At 39.3% G+C, this 16,642-nt stretch carries 12 protein-coding genes and 1 riboswitch; of the genes, 4 read left to right on the top strand and 8 right to left on the bottom strand.

The window, feature by feature from the left end:
• Positions 1-30 precede the first annotated feature (30 nt).
• Positions 31-229, bottom strand: a riboswitch (cobalamin riboswitch).
• 162 nt (positions 230-391) lie between these two features.
• Together A37Q_RS0113880 and ssb are read left to right on the top strand one after the other, a co-directional pair.
• Positions 392-1,963, top strand: a complete 1,572-nt coding sequence (locus A37Q_RS0113880; protein ID WP_018300895.1) for an APC family permease — start codon at positions 392-394, stop codon at positions 1,961-1,963.
• Between the two features lie 109 nt (positions 1,964-2,072).
• Entirely contained in the window at positions 2,073-2,579 is a 507-nt protein-coding gene (ssb, locus tag A37Q_RS0113885) for a single-stranded DNA-binding protein (RefSeq protein ID WP_018300896.1), read from the top strand.
• Between the two features lie 104 nt (positions 2,580-2,683).
• Here ssb and A37Q_RS0113890 read toward each other — a convergent pair whose 3' ends face one another.
• The 5 genes from A37Q_RS0113890 to A37Q_RS0113910 form a co-directional block, all read right to left on the bottom strand.
• Entirely contained in the window at positions 2,684-3,880 is a 1,197-nt protein-coding gene (locus A37Q_RS0113890; protein WP_018300897.1) for an acyl-CoA dehydrogenase family protein, read from the bottom strand.
• A 20-nt stretch (positions 3,881-3,900) separates the two neighbouring features.
• Positions 3,901-4,971, bottom strand: a complete 1,071-nt coding sequence (locus A37Q_RS0113895; RefSeq protein ID WP_018300898.1) for a CaiB/BaiF CoA transferase family protein — start codon at positions 4,969-4,971, stop codon at positions 3,901-3,903.
• A 270-nt stretch (positions 4,972-5,241) separates the two neighbouring features.
• Complete coding sequence (locus A37Q_RS0113900; protein WP_018300899.1) at positions 5,242-6,483, bottom strand: MFS transporter; 1,242 nt, start codon at positions 6,481-6,483, stop codon at positions 5,242-5,244.
• 115 nt (positions 6,484-6,598) lie between these two features.
• Entirely contained in the window at positions 6,599-8,326 is a 1,728-nt protein-coding gene (locus A37Q_RS0113905) for a glycoside hydrolase family 32 protein (RefSeq protein ID WP_018300900.1), read from the bottom strand.
• An 88-nt stretch (positions 8,327-8,414) separates the two neighbouring features.
• Positions 8,415-9,293, bottom strand: a complete 879-nt coding sequence (locus A37Q_RS0113910; RefSeq protein ID WP_018300901.1) for an aldo/keto reductase — start codon at positions 9,291-9,293, stop codon at positions 8,415-8,417.
• A gap of 188 nt (positions 9,294-9,481) precedes the next feature.
• Between A37Q_RS0113910 and A37Q_RS0113915 the strand changes: the two genes are divergently transcribed.
• A complete protein-coding gene (locus A37Q_RS0113915; protein ID WP_026196734.1) occupies positions 9,482-10,444 on the top strand; it encodes a TauD/TfdA family dioxygenase in 963 nt (320 codons plus the stop codon).
• Positions 10,445-10,491: 47 nt separating this feature from the next.
• On the opposite strand, the gene A37Q_RS0113920 is transcribed toward A37Q_RS0113915, so the two are convergent.
• From A37Q_RS0113920 to A37Q_RS0113930, 3 genes are all read right to left on the bottom strand, one after another.
• Positions 10,492-12,495, bottom strand: coding sequence for an alpha-glucosidase (locus A37Q_RS0113920; RefSeq protein ID WP_018300903.1), 2,004 nt, complete (start codon positions 12,493-12,495; stop codon positions 10,492-10,494).
• A gap of 54 nt (positions 12,496-12,549) precedes the next feature.
• Positions 12,550-14,022, bottom strand: coding sequence for an MFS transporter (locus tag A37Q_RS0113925; RefSeq protein WP_018300904.1), 1,473 nt, complete (start codon positions 14,020-14,022; stop codon positions 12,550-12,552).
• 134 nt (positions 14,023-14,156) lie between these two features.
• A complete protein-coding gene (locus A37Q_RS0113930; RefSeq protein ID WP_018300905.1) occupies positions 14,157-14,900 on the bottom strand; it encodes a hypothetical protein in 744 nt (247 codons plus the stop codon).
• 170 nt (positions 14,901-15,070) lie between these two features.
• Between A37Q_RS0113930 and gpmI the strand changes: the two genes are divergently transcribed.
• Entirely contained in the window at positions 15,071-16,621 is a 1,551-nt protein-coding gene (gpmI, locus tag A37Q_RS0113935) for a 2,3-bisphosphoglycerate-independent phosphoglycerate mutase (RefSeq protein ID WP_018300906.1), read from the top strand.
• The last annotated feature ends 21 nt before the right edge of the window (positions 16,622-16,642 follow it).

The following is a 16,642-nucleotide window of genomic DNA, read 5'->3' on the forward strand; positions in this document are numbered from 1 at the left end:
TATTTCTCTCTCGTTTATATCCCCGTAAACATCTATAAAATCTAAAAGGCAGGTTTCCGGACTTGTCGTTACCTAGCACCTTCCCAGTTTCCCAGTGGTGACTGCTAACTATCTTCACATATAGCGACTTACCGTTGCGGGCACAGCATTGGATTTTCACCAATTTCCCTTTTCATACATCACAAGATCAACACTTTGATCCATGTACACCTTTTATTTCGCTGCTTATACTAAAGTGATTTCCAGCAATCTGCAAACTATTTGGCTCACGAATAATAATAAGATGAGCGTGTATTTTAGCTACTTGCATTTTGCTCTCACATGCTGTAAGTTAATTACAAGAAGGTTGTTAATTGACCTTTTTTACTCTGGGGGAACATGAGGGGGAATCATGAAATTAAATAAAAACGTTGGTCTTTTTGGCGCCATCTATGCTTCTATTGGTGGCATCATTGGATCAGGCTGGTTATTTGGTCCATTACACGCAGTAGAATCATCTGGAATCTACAGTATCTTAGCGTGGTTCATCGGTGCAGCTGCCATGCTAACCATTGCATTTTGCTATGCAGAGCTCAGCACAATGTTTCCAAAAAGTGGGGCATTAATACACCTTTCCTACTTAACGCACGGGGAGTTGTTAGGGAAAATATGGAGCTGGATTTTATTTTTGGCTTATGTGTGTATTGCACCGATTGAGGTCATGGCTGTATTAACTTATGCCAGCAACTATATCCCTGATTTGGTTCATGCTGGTTCTGGACTTCTAACCATGAATGGATTTTTTGTCTCCATCGTGATGCTGGCGATTTTAGTTGTTGTAAATTTCTTTGCCGTTCGCTGGGTAATTGCCATTAACAGCACGATCACGATATGGAAAATCATTATCCCAATAGCAACCGTATTTGTACTTTTAAGCTACTCATTTCATCCGGAAAATTTAGCCGCTTCTGCGCATGGCTTTCACCTAGTGGATGCTCTTCCAACAGTGGCAACCGCAGGCATTGCCTTTAGCTATTTTGGCTTTAGAAACGCCATTGATATTGCTGGGGAAACCTCAAACCCTGCCAAGCAAATCCCGATTGCGCTTATCTCCTCTATTGCAATTTGTCTTGTCATTTATATTGGTCTGCAACTTGCTTTTATCTTGTCTGTTCCAAATGGTCAAACAGCCAATTGGAGTAACCTGTCTTTCAGTGGCGTTGCCGGCCCACTTGCCGCTATTTCAATTATTGCAGGTGCAGTTTGGTGGTCTGTGGTACTGTATGCTGATGCGCTTATTTCACCACTTGGCACAGGCTATATTTATACCACCACCTCTTCAAGAGTGATTATGGCCGCAGGCGAAACTGGCAGTGCTCCTAAGTCTATGATGCACTTAAATCGCTTTGGCTCGCCATGGAAAGCCCTTGTTGTCACCTTTATCTTTGGTTGCATTTTCTTCTTTCCATTTCCTTCTTGGCAAAAGATGGTCAGCTATGTTTCATCGATCACTGTCCTGTCTTATGGAATTGGTCCTGTTATTTTATTACAACTTAGAAAGAGCTTACCTAATAAAAAACGACCATTCACATTAAAAGGTGCTTATGTCATTGCGCCTGTTGCATTTTTTATCTCAAATGCCATTATCATCTGGAGTGGCTATGCAGCAATTAACTTTATGTTTAGCCTGATCTTGATCCTATTTATCCTCTTTCTATTTTGGCAGTATTTTATCAAGCGCGTTCAAACGGAGATTTTTGGCTGGGCGCATATGTGGTGGACTATCCCATACTTTCTAGGGCTTTGGCTTATTTCAAAATATAGCCCTACAATGCTTGGTGGCTCAGGCGGCCTATCCTTTGGAATGGCAATGCTACTGACTTTAATTTTAAGTGGTTTAATCTTGGCTTTTGCATTAAGAAGTAGCGTTGATGATGAAAAAATGTCACAAACAGCCGAGTATATTGATAACTTGCAAGGCTAAATATCTCAATGATCATGCATTTATAGTTTTAAATCTTGAAAATGGTTTATCGCATCTTTTGATATGTGTACAATAAGTGCAACACAATATTAAATTTCAAAGGTGTATCATGGCAAAAGGTACTATAAATAAAGTTATTCTACTTGGTCGTTTAGGCGCAGATCCAGAGGTTCGCTATATGCCAAGCGGCATGTCTGTTGCAAATTTACGTTTGGCGACAAATGATGGTTATAAAGATCGCCAGACAGGTCAGTTTATTGAAAATACTGAGTGGCACCGTGTGGTAATATTTGGTAAGCAAGCTGAGGTCATTCAACAATATACACAAAAAGGCTCGCTTTTATATGTTGAAGGACGTATTCGTACAAACAAATGGCAAGATCAATCTGGTCAAGATCGCTATAGTACTGAAATTGTTGCTACGGAGTTTCAGCTTATTGGTGGTCGCGGCGAGCAAGGTAGTAGTGATTTTTCACAGCCAAATCAAAGCATGCAACAAAATAACAATCAATTTGCGCAGCCTTCATCTAAGCCAGCAACGCAAAATAACACACAGCCAAATCAGCCTGATTTAAATCAGTTAAATGACTTTAATGATGATGATATTCCGTTTTAGAGTTTACCTGAGATAGATTTTATAAAAAATACAATTAGGGCCCTTATTAAAAGGGCTTTTTTTATTTCTTGTCAAAATATCCTCTGAACCATTGTCAAAGGATCTTAAAATGCTGGCACGCCTGTAAGTGCCTTACCTAAAATTAAGGTATGAATCGTACTGGTTCCTTCATAGGTATCAACTGCATACAAGTTTGTTAAGTGCCTCATCACATCGTAATCATCTAAAATACCATTCCCTCCAAGCAAGTCTCTGGCATCTTGTGCTATTTTCAAGGCCTTTTGAGTTGAGTTAAGCTTTAAAAGAGAAATCATGTTATGGTGTGATCTACCCATTTCCATTAGTTGGGCAACCCGATAACAAGCTTGCAATCCTAATGCGATTTCAACCTGCATATTTACCAGCTTCTGCTGTGTGATTTGTTTTGCTGCCAATGACTGACCAAAAATGTGACGTGATTGACTATACTTCAAAGCTTTATCAAGACATGATTGGGCTGCACCTAATACACCCCATGAAATACCATATCGCGCCTGATTGAGACAGCTAAACGGCGCTGAGAACCCTTTTGCCTTAGGTAACATATAACTGCGCTCTAAATAGACATTATCAAATGTAATATCTGCTTGAGGGACCGTTCGAAGTGATAACTTGCCATTAATATCCTTCGTGCTAACACCTCTTTGGCTCCGTGGAACAATAAAACCTCGCACCACACCTTCTTCATCCTTTGCCCAAACAATTAAGATATCAGCATAATTGCCTAAGCCAATCCAACGTTTCTTACCATTAAGAATATAACCCGCTTCATGTTTTTTCACAGAACTTTCCATAGCGCCTGTATCTGAGCCGTGTTCAGGCTCAGTTAATGCAAACCCACCCACGGCTTCTGCTTTCAGCAACTTTGACAGCCACATTTCTTTTTGCTGCTCAGAACCATAGGCATAAATAGCATGCATCACCAATGAGCTAGCCACGCTATATAATGTTCTATAACCACTATCAACTCTTTCCAACTCATAAGCAATCAGCCCATAGCTTACCGAATTGATTCTCCTTCCTCCATAGAGCTCACAACAATCTCCTCCAAGAATGCCCAGTTTCCCCATTTCTTTATATTTCTCAAGAAATAACGCCTGATCTCTATATGCCTTGGTTACAGTTGGATATAGATGCGCTTGTGCAAATTCTCTGACTACTTTACGAACTTCAGTTTCTTCATCTGTTAGCTGCGCATCAAAAAGAAGTGGGTCATGAGCATCAAAACCTTCTTCTTGTACAAAGGATTGTCTATCTTTCATTGTTAATCGCCTTATCATAATCAATTTATTGAAAATACGACTGTTTTTACTCTACGTGTAGTCGTACCTGCCATTTTTTCCTCTAGGATTAATGCCTGAGCTTTTTCCTGTTCAAAGACTTCTTTCATATTATTTATTTTGCCAACTGGAATTTTTTTACTCTCACATATATTCAAGAGTTCTTCAGAGGAATACATCAATATACTTTCAGCAATAATTTTATTAAGCTCAGGTCTGTTCTTGAGCCGTGCTTGATTGGTCTTAAAACGCGGATCCATTATCAACTCTTTCATTTTCATTGCCTCACAGAACTTTCCAAACTGAAAATCATTGCCAATAGAAAGTAATATATCCACCCCATCTTTTAAATGATAAACTTCCCCATATGGCGCAATGTTCGGATGCAAAGACCCTTCTCTTTTCGGAAGATAACCTGCCATCAGCCAATTAGTTGCCTGATTTTCTAACGAAGCGATGGCTGCATCATAAAGCGAGACATGGACCAATGCGCCTTTGTTTGTTCTTTCTCGTTGATATAGTGCTGTCAGTACACCTTCTTTTAACTGGTGACCAGCTAAAATATCAATTAATGCTACTGGTAACTTTGCTGGTGGGCTATCTGGCCATCCTGTCATAGACATAAAGCCCGTCTCAGCTTGCAATACAATATCAAATGCCACACGCTCACTGTCTTGACCATAGCCTGATATCTGAGCATAGATTAAGCGTGGATTTATTGCTGATAGCGCATCATAGTCAATTTTTAACTTTTTGGCTGATGAAGCGCGAAAGTTAGATATAATAACATCAGCATCAGCAACCAACTGATATAGCTTAAGTAAATCTTGTTGATTCTTAAAATCAAGCTGTATGTATTGCTTATTATAGTTTGTCGCACAGAAATAGGCTGGAAACGTATTGTCTTTGGACTCATCAGGTAGATGCCATGATCTTGCTGAATCCGGCTTATGGGGACTCTCTATTTTAATAACTTCAGCACCTAATTCAGCAAAAAACATGCCGACGCTGGGGCCAGCCAAAACAGTTGCTATTTCCACAACCTTAAGATGATTAAATATACTGTTATTCATGATGTACCTCTTCACTCAATAACTTAAACTGGATCTGACAACCATCATTTTTTTTAAAAACTTTTGCTTATTCATGTTAATGAATAATACATAAACAGCAAATATCAGAGTCAACAATCAAACAAGAGCACATTCATTAAAATATGGGCGAGATCAGATAAACCAAATAACTCTTGACTCACTTAAGGCAATCTATCACAAACATCTGCTTGTTACTGTTTCAAACAAGTAACAGAATGTATCAAATTTGATACAACCTTTTGTCAGTTTTTAAGCATTACTAGCTTGTTTCTCCTTCCAAATCACAATACTCACAAGAATAATAATCCCTATCCCAAGAAGTGGTCCCAAGTAAATCGGGACTTGTTTGTTGATATGCTGCCCCAGAAAGCCTGAAGTGAAAAGGCAGATGGCAGCACCAATCGACCCAGACATGATTAAAAAGGCGGTAATCTTTGGCGAGTTATAATTTGCCTGAGTAATGCCATAGCCAAGGAGTGTGGGGAAAAGTGCTGAGCATCCGATACCAAGAATAATGGCACCGATAAAAAATAACACAATGCTATCTGATGCTAAAAACACAAGAAAGCCGATAATAGTAATGGCTGTGCTAATTATCAAATAATATGCAGGTTTTACCTTGCTTAAAATAAAGATCCCAACAATTAAACGAAAAAGTGCAATCATCGCCCAAAAAACGCCAATAATGGCACCCGTATAAATCACTGCAACTGACTTTTCTTCTTGCAAATAAGGGGAAAACCAATAAGAAACAATATATTCAACATAGACATAAAACACCAAAGCCAGTGCAATTAATACAACACTTAGGTTTAACATTTTATGTTGGTGATTCTCTGAAGGTGGGCTCGCTTTTTTTGTATGAGAGACTGTCGCATCGGCTTGTTCAAAGCGATAGACACAAAAAAAAGCAAGGATGAATAATAACACATACAAACTGCCTAAAGCTGCAAACACCCCTTTCCATGAAAAGTAGTGCACAATATATCCTCCAACAATGGGCACAACAGCAGCGCCCAAACCAAAAAAGAAATTAAGAATATTGAGTCTCGCTTCCCCTTTATTACTTGCCCTGTAAGCTGCAAAAATACTCTGGCTTACCGTTGGCACCAAAAGACCCAAACAGGCTCCATTGATAAGTGCACAAACGGCATACACCGCCAAAGGAAACCCAAAAGAGATGGTAAATTGTGCAATAATCCCTAAAAATATCGCTAGCAACAATGTTTTATGACAGCCTAAACGCTCCATAAGTCTTGCACTTAAAATATTGCCAATCAAAAGCCCAACGATATTAAGCACATCCAAATAGACAATATGCGAAACATGGACACCATAAAAGGCTGCAAGCTGCGGCGATACAAGCCCAATTGCCGCACCGAAACCTCCTGTAATAAATGCTGCCAAAAAGCAAATGGTCACTGCCTTTAGTTTATATTTCTGTGAAATAATTAATACTTCTTGATGATAGTTTGTCTGTACTGTGGCCATATATCCCTCTTTGTTTATTACTCCATTTTTAATCTAGATTTAGCATCTTAATATTGCTGTAGGTCAATCTCTCACTTATTGGCGCTTAAAAAGCTATCTTACACTCAAGGTGATATCAGTCCCATATTGAACGGAAATACCAAAGGCGAGCTTGTGGTATGTTTTGCGCCTTTGCTGTTAATATCAGCTCTTTTCTGAGTGACCCTTCAAGATAAAATCGTGTTGTTATACACGCCCTGCCATCATTAATAAACACCTCGATACTACTGGTATCAAGCAATATTAAAGCATCAAGATCAGCACTTAAGGTCAATGGAATATCAATATTTTGTGCATTGTCTGTTAAATGATTAATAAGCACAAGCTGGCCTTTTTCATATACTAAGCCTAGCTTCATTGAACCTGCCTCATTTATCAAGCTCATCTCCCAGCTGCTATCAGGAGCGCTTTGCAACTGAATCTCCATTAAATGATCAGAGATTCTTGGCGGGTAAGACACCTCTGGCAGAATGTTAATGCCATCTTTATGTGATCTTAGCTTTTTGTAATTAGGCGTTGGCATCATACAAAGCACATTATCTTTCACAGTCATTTCACGTGCAATTGTCATCGCCCCTGCAAAAAAGTGCCTATTTGCCACCGCGCGATCTGTCCAGTTATTCATCCATGCTATGATGTAACGTTTTTCATTTTCACCTTCAAAACTTTGTGCCGCATAAAAGTCCTCACCCAAATCCATTCTTTTTGGCTCAGTTTTTGGCACAAACACTTTGCCATCAAAATCGCCGATATAGTAATAGTTCTGATAATTGCAGTTCACATTATCTATGGTATCGAAAATCGATAAAACTAAAACATAGACGCCATTGATATAGAATAAATCCGGGCATTCTAAAGAGCGCCCTGTCAGATTTTCTTCCTGAAATAAAACACTATGATATTCCCACTCACCTAATGATTCTGAGCGATACACAACCACGCTTGGAACTTGATCCACTGCTGTGCCGATAATCATATAGTAACAATTGTGTACTTTATCAAACCAGATCTTAGGGTCACGAAAATCATGCGAGCAAACCTCGGGCTTACAATTCACCATAATCTCGGGACAATCAAAATATACCCCATCTGAACTTTTTAGCTTTCTTTGCTTTTCAATAAAAATATCAGGGGTGTTCTCTTTATCTTCAAAATGCTCTGTATAGGCCAAATGAAGCGTATCTTCAACCACAAAAGCGCTACCAGAGAACGCCCCGCCAATGTAGCGATTATTCAAGTTTTCATGTGGGTAAATAGCAATAGGTAAATCCTGCCAATGAATCAAGTCTTCAGATGCAGCATGCCCCCAGTGCATATTCCCCCAATGTGCTTCATAGGGATTGTATTGATAAAACAAATGATACATCCCTTTAAAATAAACAAGCCCATTAGGATCATTCATCCAGCCTTGCTTTGGGGTAAAGTGATACTGCGGTCTTTCCGCAACATCATGGCGCATATGTGAGGAGGAACGCGATGTAAGCCAGTGCCCTCTGTCACAACTAAAACAAATCCCTGCAGTTGAGATATCTATGCTGTTAAGCCAGCCATTTTCTATTATTATTTCGTGTATGCTGTCACTTGGAATAGCAAGCTTGTAGTGCTTTTGTGCATCAAGCCGCCAATGGATATGCCTATACTGATCACCCTTTGTGTGGGCCAAGAGCATATACTCAACAATATCACCCTTTTCATTATATAAATAAAGCGCTGTCGAACACTCTGTCTTACAATCAAATGAAAGCACGACACTCTCTTCAGCGTAAATAGAAACCATATTTTCTTGTAAAGGCGTAAACTGCATAAATCCATTTAGCACAAATCATCTATAGTCGATATCTTACCTTTTTTTGCCTTAAAGTGTTAGTATAAAATATAAACTTTACTATGATCTATGGCACCTCACAGCCATTAGCAATCTCTAAAATAGCAAACCAATCCTCAAGTGAAAGAGCGATATCTTTTGCTTTTAATGCGTTTTCAAAGCGCGCTTGATTTTGTGTCCCAAGCACAGGCATCACCTTTGCAGGATGCTTTAAAATCCATGCCAATGCGATCTGATCAATGCTGTCAGCCTCGTATTTTGCTAATAATGATTGAAGCTTTTGCACCATCTTTTGTTGTGTTTCTGAACTTGGTGAGAAAAGCGCCCCGCCTGCTAAAGGTGACCATGCCATTGGACGCACACGATACTGCTGTAATTGATCCAAAGTGCCATCATACATCGGATTTGCATGCAAAAGTGAATATTCAATCTGGTTAGTCATAAGCTCAATTCTGCTATTGAGTAAATCAAACTGTGATGGGGTGAAATTAGATACGCCAAATGCTTTCACTTTGCCTTCATGCTTAAGCCTTGAAAAGCTCTCAGCAATCTCATCAACATCCATAATCGGGCTTGGCCTATGCACTAAAAGCACATCCAACACATCTGTATTTAAGTTTCTCAACGTGTTTTCAACGGAAGTTTTAATGCTTTTTGCCGATAGATCATAGTGTTTTGTTGCAACATTTGGCGTTGCTTCACAGGCAAATTTAATACCACATTTACTGACAATTGTCATTTTCTCGCGCAGTGATGGCTTGGCTTTTAAAAGTTGACCAAAGATAGCCTCACAGCGATACTCACCATAGATATCGGCATGGTCCATTACAGTTACATTATTATCAAGTGCACTTAGCACCAGCGACTCAAGTGCATTTAGCGTTAAATTAGCATCATCTAGACGCCAAAAACCCAAGGCAAATTCATTTGATAGTTTTACTGACATAATACCCTCTTTTTCTGATAAATCTTTATGTTGTTTGATTACATTAAACTAATGGCGAATGAGGCTAAACTATTTTTTTGCAAAATTTAATACAATTTTTTGCACATGCTATATATTTTTTTGTGCAAAAAAAAATTAAGATAATTTCAACCCTAAAAATTTACAACAAAAATAAACGCGGAGGAGCCATGGAAATTAAAAATACACCGATAAAAGAGCAGAAAAATTACGGAAATTCTGTTTTTCCTTATGTTATTAATGGTGAGAATCAAAAAGAAAAATCTGAGTTTCTACTTTGGGTCCAACAAAATAAAGAGGCACTTAAAGCCACTTTGCATCAAAATGATGCCATTTTATTTAGAAATTTCCCGATTCAATCTGCTGAAGATTTTGAAAAAATGCTTGATGCAGCTGAATTTGAAAATATGGATTATATGGGCGGCGCTGCACCTAGAACACAAGTAACCAAATCACGCATTTTGACTTCAAATGAATCTCCTGCCTCTGAAGCAATCCCTTTTCACCATGAGATGTCTCAAGTGCCAAATCCGCCAAATTATATCTTTTTTTGCTGTGGTATCAGTGCAGAAAAAGGCGGCGCAACACCTATTATTCGCTCCAAGCGTGTTTATGAGCAATTTCAAAACATCAATGCTGAATTTGCCAACAAGGTTGAACAAAGTGGTGTACGTTATATTCGTGTTATGCCAGAGAAAACAGATGCAGATTCCGCTATTGGCCGCTCTTGGAAAGAGACATTCCAGTGCACAAGCAAAGAAGAAGCTGAAAGAAAAATGCAATCGCTTGGCATGGAATATCAGTGGCTAGAAGATAACAGTGTTAAAACAACTACCGCTATTTTGCCTGCCATCCGTAACTATCAGGACCAAAAAATGTTCTTTAATTCAATTTATGCAGCCTACCATGGTTGGAATGATGCCAGAAACGAAGGGCATAAGTCAGTCACGCTTGCAGATGGCGCCTATATCGATGACACGGTAATGAATACCCTCACTGAAAAAATGAAAGAAGACACCGTGAGCTTTCACTGGCAAGAAGGTGATGTGCTATGGATTAACAACAACACTGTTTTGCACTCACGAGAGCCTTATCAAGGCGCAAGAAAAGTGTATGCCTCCATTGCCAAGTGAGGCCATATTCATTTAGCTGTACCAACAATAGATTACTTTTTATGATGTCAGCACATTTCTGCAAACAACTCAGCATGCTGAGCATCTTTACGATAAAAGACAGGCGGCTCTCCTAAAGGCGCCTTCACAGTCACATAACCGCCGGTAAATTCCTCTTTTGAATACGCATGCACCCATTTATCTTCAGGCAAATAGACTTGCCACTCATCTTGATGCTCTTTATACACAGGGGCGACTAAAATATCTTTGCCAAGCAAGTATTGATACTGAATATCATAGCAAGTCTCATCCTCTTCATAGTGCATAAATAGTGGTCTTTGTACCGGCACGCCTTTTAGTGCATTTTCCTCAACCAGTGATTTGATATACGGCTTTAGATGTGTATAAGTGCCAACCATTTTTGCCAAGTGTTTTAGTACACTTTCATCTTGGTCAAACTGAAAATTATCCTGTGGGCGATTGCCTTCATGTGTACGCATCACAGGCGTGAAAGCTGCCATTTCTGACCAACGCATAAAGAGCTCCTTATTGCGCTTTAAGCCATGAAGCGTGGTATAGCCACCAATGTCACTATGATGAAGCCCCATGCCAGATAAACCAGATGATAAGGCAGCTGGAATAACTGATGCTAAGCCATCATGCATGCTAAAATCAACACATTGATCCCCCGCCCAGAGCAAACGATTGTAAGGTTGAAACCCATTGAAGCCCGCACGCATAAAATACATAACTTCTTCAGATTGACCGGATTCTTCCACTGCTTCAAAGTTCGCTTTTGCCCAAAGGCGTGGCCAGTCGTTATGCATAATCTTTGCACTTTTATTATTATACAGCTTACAATCAACTGGCAAATACTCACCAAAATCTGCCATCCAGCCTGACAGACCAAAATCAATCATCTCTTTTCGAATCACACGGTCTTTATACCATGAGAAAGCCTCAGGATTGGTAAAATCAACCACACCACAATAAAACTCACCAAAATCAACGACATATTCACTGCCATCATCCTTAGTAGCAAAATATCCCTTATCAAAAGCTTCATTGTATAAATCATATCCTTGAATCAAATAAGGGTTAATATAGCCTAGAAAACGAATGCCTTCCTCTTTAAGCTCATGTACCTTTTTGTCCAAATCTGGATATAACGCCTTATCCCACTGCCAATTCCAGTTAAGGCGTTTGCCAAAGCTCGTGCGCCTTTCTCCTTGCCAGTCTTGCGCCCATATTCCAGAGACTTTCACCCCTGCATCAAGCGCTTTTTTCGCTTTGTCTATAACAATTTCAGTGCCATCTTGAATGCCCAAAATAATCCCATTATACACCCACTCTGGCAGTGGTTTTTGTCGCCCGAAAAAGCCACTTAATCCCTGAACTAACGCCTGATAACTCTCTGCTTGTTCAAATATTAACGCCTCAGGCACTTCCCAACACTGAAGCTCATGAAAATTATCATTTCTAAAATCAAAGTCCATATAAGCTGTGCTTTGCATGTGGCAGTAGTATTTTTGGGTTGAAATAAAGGTCGATTGTGGATAGTTTGTATTGTAATAATCTCCACCTGCTTTATCCTTCACATCTGCTTGCCAAGTTACATAGCTTGATTTATCCCTACCAACCCCCGGCTCAGAAGTCCAAAGTGGAAAGTGTTTACCACGCAAATTAAAATACGATAATTGCTCCCCACAACCATATACTTTTTCTTTCTGATCTGCATGAATGCGAATCCAAAAGCGATTAATCATTTCATTAGAGCAGCTAAAGCTGACATACAATCGATTGTCTTTCTCTTGAAGTTTCAGCTTTAAATTTGCTTCATCATGAGAAAAATTAATTTCAACATGGCTGCTTGAGATCTGCTCGATGGCATATTTTCTAAGTGCAAAGCGCTCAACTAGATAATCAGATATGTCAAAATTCCCACGGTACATATCCATTTTATCCTTGCCAACGCCTAAAAATATCATAGGCGAGCTATTTGTATGCTCAAATAGCACCTGATCGTTGTACTGTAATTTAAAACCTTTTTGATGTTCATTAATGGTAATCATTGTGTCTCCTGTAAAGATCAATGTTGATATTAAATCTGCTAAGTCTATGTGTATTTAATGAAATAACTTTTCATATTTCTTGCCTGTCAGCTTCTCACAAACCACTTGTGTTTCAGGGCAGACATGCTCTTTTTTACCGCCATTTTCCAAACGGGAAATCTCCGCCTTAATAATCTCAAAGTTCTTGGGGTTCACTTTAAAACGAAGTGAAAAATAAAACCCAATGATAATTAATATGATCGGGAAAAGAATAAAAATAAGCTTTAAATCCATCAAGGTTGCAGTAGACTGTGTACTCAAGGATGCATCATAGCCAATGACGGTCAATAAAAGCCCGATTCCCGGCAAGACAATAATACCCTGAGAGAGCTTTCTTGCCGATGACATGGCGCCAGCATAAACGCCTGTTCTTCGTTTTTTTGTCATCAAACAATCGACCTCAGTCACAAAGCTTATCATTGCCATTGGAATCATATAACAAGGCGATAAACCAACACCGATAAGTGCAAAGTGAATGGCAACATTTAATGCTGATGCGTTATGTGGCGTTAAGGTAAATAATAGCAGCATCGATAATGCCCAAATTGTCGCGCCAACACGATATGCTGTAGCCTTTGAATATTTGTTGGCAAGATAGGTATAAAATGGTAGCACACACACCTGTGCAATCCACATGGCACTCATGTAGCTTAAAAGATCCGGGCGTGCTAAATAGTTATTAATATAATAAGCACCAAGCCCCATCAGAATATCAAGTGCAGCAAAGGCAAAGAGAAAAAGTCCAAGCTGTGCTCTAAATGACTTATTCATAAATGCCGTTCCAATATCTTTAAACATCCCACCTAACACCTTGCCAACGGATGTTTTTTGCACTACTTTTTCCTGATGGACGGGGATTTCAAAGGTTCCAAAAAAGACCACCACCCAAATAACGGCATATAGTATAGAGAAAGAAATGGCCATGATTAAATAGGCCTCATTACTATAGGAAAAAGCGACGAGTAATATTGGCGCAACAGCCGTTGCCAAAATAGATGAAAACTGCGAAAAGCCCATGCGAAATGCTGATAGCCTTACTCTTGATTTGTACTCATGACTCATATCGGCAACAAGTGCAGAATAAGGGATGATCACCATTGAATAAGCTAGATCAAAAATAATGTACATACCAAAGTAATAGACAAAGGCATGCCACTGCTCAACACCATTCACCCCCACTTTCATTGGCACAAGCCAAAGAGGAATAAACGTCACAAGAATCGGAATAATGCCCACTAAAAAGTAGATGCGCCGTCTGCCAAATCGTGAACGTGTTCGATCGGATATCATGCCAAATATCGGGTCTGTCAGCGACATCCAAAATCGTCCAACACCAAACAAAATTCCTGCTAAAAAAGGTGATAGCCCGACATTATTTGTCAAGAATATTAAAAAGAACGTTCCAATAATGGTAAAAGCACCACCGCCATAAATATCCCCCATTCCATATGAAACATAATTTCTTAATTTTAACTTTCTTGCCCCCACTAAACACTCCTATAAAAAATTTCGTAAAATTATTATGGTGTAATTTTATTAGAGTGTATATATAGAAGATGGCAAATAAGGGCTCAATTGGAGTATTAAACTACGCTAAAAATGAGAAATATGTAAATTAATGACTATGAAAGCGTTGCAGAGAGGTGAAATCCTGGAGGATTAGAGATGATTTGATACTTTCCAGCAATGACTTTATCTGCTGTGAGAGATGTCACTGTTCCGACATTTGGCAAATCTTTTCCGATGGTTGCAATGACAAAATCTCCATTTTTATTCTGTAGCACTAAACCGTAATTATTAATAGAGTAAATACGATAATCAGTGGAAGTTTGTTTACCAAGGCTGATCATATCTGATAAGGAGCTTGTGCTTTGTGCTTGATTGGTTGATGCTTTTTTCGCTGACTCTGCTGGCTCTGCGCTTAAATCTGCATTTAATTTTTTATTGAGCGCATCGACACTTGCCAGTTTTTTCTGTAATTGATCGAGCGTCATCTTAAGCGTTTGAAGCTCCGTTACTGTCTCTGTGTGATTATTAAGGATCATTTTTTGTAACGTCGCTACTTTTTTATCCGTTGCTTCACGCACAACTTTGGCTTCAGCCTGCACCACATCAGACAATGCATTTTTAATCGCGCCTGCCTGACCTTCTATATTCATTTGTAATGCACCTTGGTTATTGCGAAGCCCTTGCTGATTAGCAATAATAAAAAGCTCAAAAATCAAAATACATGCAAGTAAAACAGCGCCCACAATAACGAGCTTTTTCTGTGTACTCATCGGCGTTTTTTGCACATTGGCAGGGGCACTATTATCCGCCTCTACAGCATCATCTTTTTTCTTCGATGTTCCAAACAGCTTTTTCATCTTTGATCGTATATTTTCTCTATAAATTTACACTCAGTATAGTGATAAATCAGAGCGTAGCCTAGTTTGCGATGGTAAAAACTTCTCTGTAAAAGAATTCTCCTTTGCTCTATGGTGTTTTGTTAACGAAGCGCATACAATATGAGCATTATTTTTCTGTGGAGAATAAAATGACAACAAGAAAAAAAACAACAGTACTTCTAATACTCGATGGATTCGGCTACAGAGAAGAAAATACTTCAAATGCCATCAATAATGCGCACACTCCTAACTGGGATAAAATATGGAATGATTCAAGCCATACATTAATTAATGCATCTGGCTTAATGGTTGGTCTACCAAAAGGGCAAATGGGCAACTCTGAGGTCGGTCATATCAACATTGGCTCAGGAAGAGTGGTATATCAAGAGTTAACCCGTGTTGATAAAGCAATTGAAGAGAATATCTTTCAAGACAACAAAGTGCTTTGTGATGCGGTTGATCTCGCAAAAGATAAAGATGGCGCTGTACATATTATGGGGCTTTTGTCACCGGGAGGCGTTCACTCACACGAGTCCCACCTGCATGCGATGGTAAAACTGGCACAATCAAGAGGTGCAAAAAAAATCTATGTCCATGCCTTTTTAGATGGCAGAGACACCCCTCCGCGCTCAGCTGAAGCCTCTATTGAGAAAATGGATGCTCTTTTACATGAGCTTAACGTTGGCTATATTGCCAGCATCTCTGGTCGCTACTACGCAATGGATAGAGATAATCGTTGGGAGCGTGTTGAAAAGGCATATAATGCGATGGTTGCAGGTGATGCTGAGTATTATGCTTCTAGTGCATTAGAAGCACTTGAGATGGCCTATACGCGCGGAGAAAATGATGAATTTGTCATTCCAACGGTGATTGAAAAAGCAGGTAAAAAAGTCAGTATTAATGATGGTGATTCAGTGATATTTATGAATTTCAGAGCTGATCGTGCCCGCCAAATGTCACATGTATTTGTAGATCAGGACTTTACAGGGTTCAAACGCATCAAAACACCAAAAGTGAACTTTGTCACACTGACACAATATGCCAAAGATATCAACGCCCCTGCTGCTTATATGCCTGAGAAGCTAAGTAATATCCTAGGTGAGGTTTTGGAGAAAAATCATCTCACACAACTTCGCATTGCCGAAACGGAAAAATACGCACATGTTACTTTTTTCTTTAATGGTGGCAGAGAAAAACCATTCGAAGGGGAAGATCGCATTTTAGTCCCTTCTCCTAAAGTTGCCACATATGATTTACAGCCTGAGATGAGTGCTTATGAAGTAACTGATAAGCTCACCCATGCCATTGAATCTGGGAAGTATGATGTCATCATTTGCAACTATGCCAATGCTGATATGGTTGGACATACAGGGTTTTATGAGGCAGCGCTCAAAGCAATAGAAGCCTTGGATCATTGCCTTGGAAAAGTAAGAGATGCGGTTGAAAAGATTGATGGAAACTTATTTGTCACTGCTGATCATGGGAATGCAGATTTAATGGTTAACCCACAAACAGGAAAAGCCCACACAGCGCATACAACTAACCCTGTGCCATTTACCTATCTTGGCAATAAAAGAGCAAACCTAAGCATTGAAAATGGCAAGCTGTCTGATATTGCACCCACCATCTTATCAGTCATTGGAGTGGAAAAACCCAAAGAGATGACTGGAAAAAGCATTTTTACATTTGAAAACAAATAATCAAAACAGGTGAAAGAACTT

This window comes from Fangia hongkongensis FSC776 = DSM 21703, assembly GCF_000379445.1.
Lineage (GTDB): Bacteria > Pseudomonadota > Gammaproteobacteria > Francisellales > Francisellaceae > Fangia > Fangia hongkongensis.

Coding starts and splice junctions, on each gene's coding strand:
- A37Q_RS0113905 (WP_018300900.1), bottom strand. CDS start 8,326: ATGCAGTTTACGCCTTTACAAGAAAATATGGTTTCTATTTACGCTGAA.
- ssb (WP_018300896.1), top strand. CDS start 2,073: ATGGCAAAAGGTACTATAAATAAAGTTATTCTACTTGGTCGTTTAGGC.
- A37Q_RS0113930 (WP_018300905.1), bottom strand. CDS start 14,900: ATGAAAAAGCTGTTTGGAACATCGAAGAAAAAAGATGATGCTGTAGAG.
- A37Q_RS0113880 (WP_018300895.1), top strand. CDS start 392: ATGAAATTAAATAAAAACGTTGGTCTTTTTGGCGCCATCTATGCTTCT.
- A37Q_RS0113900 (WP_018300899.1), bottom strand. CDS start 6,483: ATGGCCACAGTACAGACAAACTATCATCAAGAAGTATTAATTATTTCA.
- A37Q_RS0113890 (WP_018300897.1), bottom strand. CDS start 3,880: ATGAAAGATAGACAATCCTTTGTACAAGAAGAAGGTTTTGATGCTCAT.
- A37Q_RS0113895 (WP_018300898.1), bottom strand. CDS start 4,971: ATGAATAACAGTATATTTAATCATCTTAAGGTTGTGGAAATAGCAACT.
- A37Q_RS0113915 (WP_026196734.1), top strand. CDS start 9,482: ATGGAAATTAAAAATACACCGATAAAAGAGCAGAAAAATTACGGAAAT.
- A37Q_RS0113920 (WP_018300903.1), bottom strand. CDS start 12,495: ATGATTACCATTAATGAACATCAAAAAGGTTTTAAATTACAGTACAAC.
- A37Q_RS0113910 (WP_018300901.1), bottom strand. CDS start 9,293: ATGTCAGTAAAACTATCAAATGAATTTGCCTTGGGTTTTTGGCGTCTA.
- gpmI (WP_018300906.1), top strand. CDS start 15,071: ATGACAACAAGAAAAAAAACAACAGTACTTCTAATACTCGATGGATTC.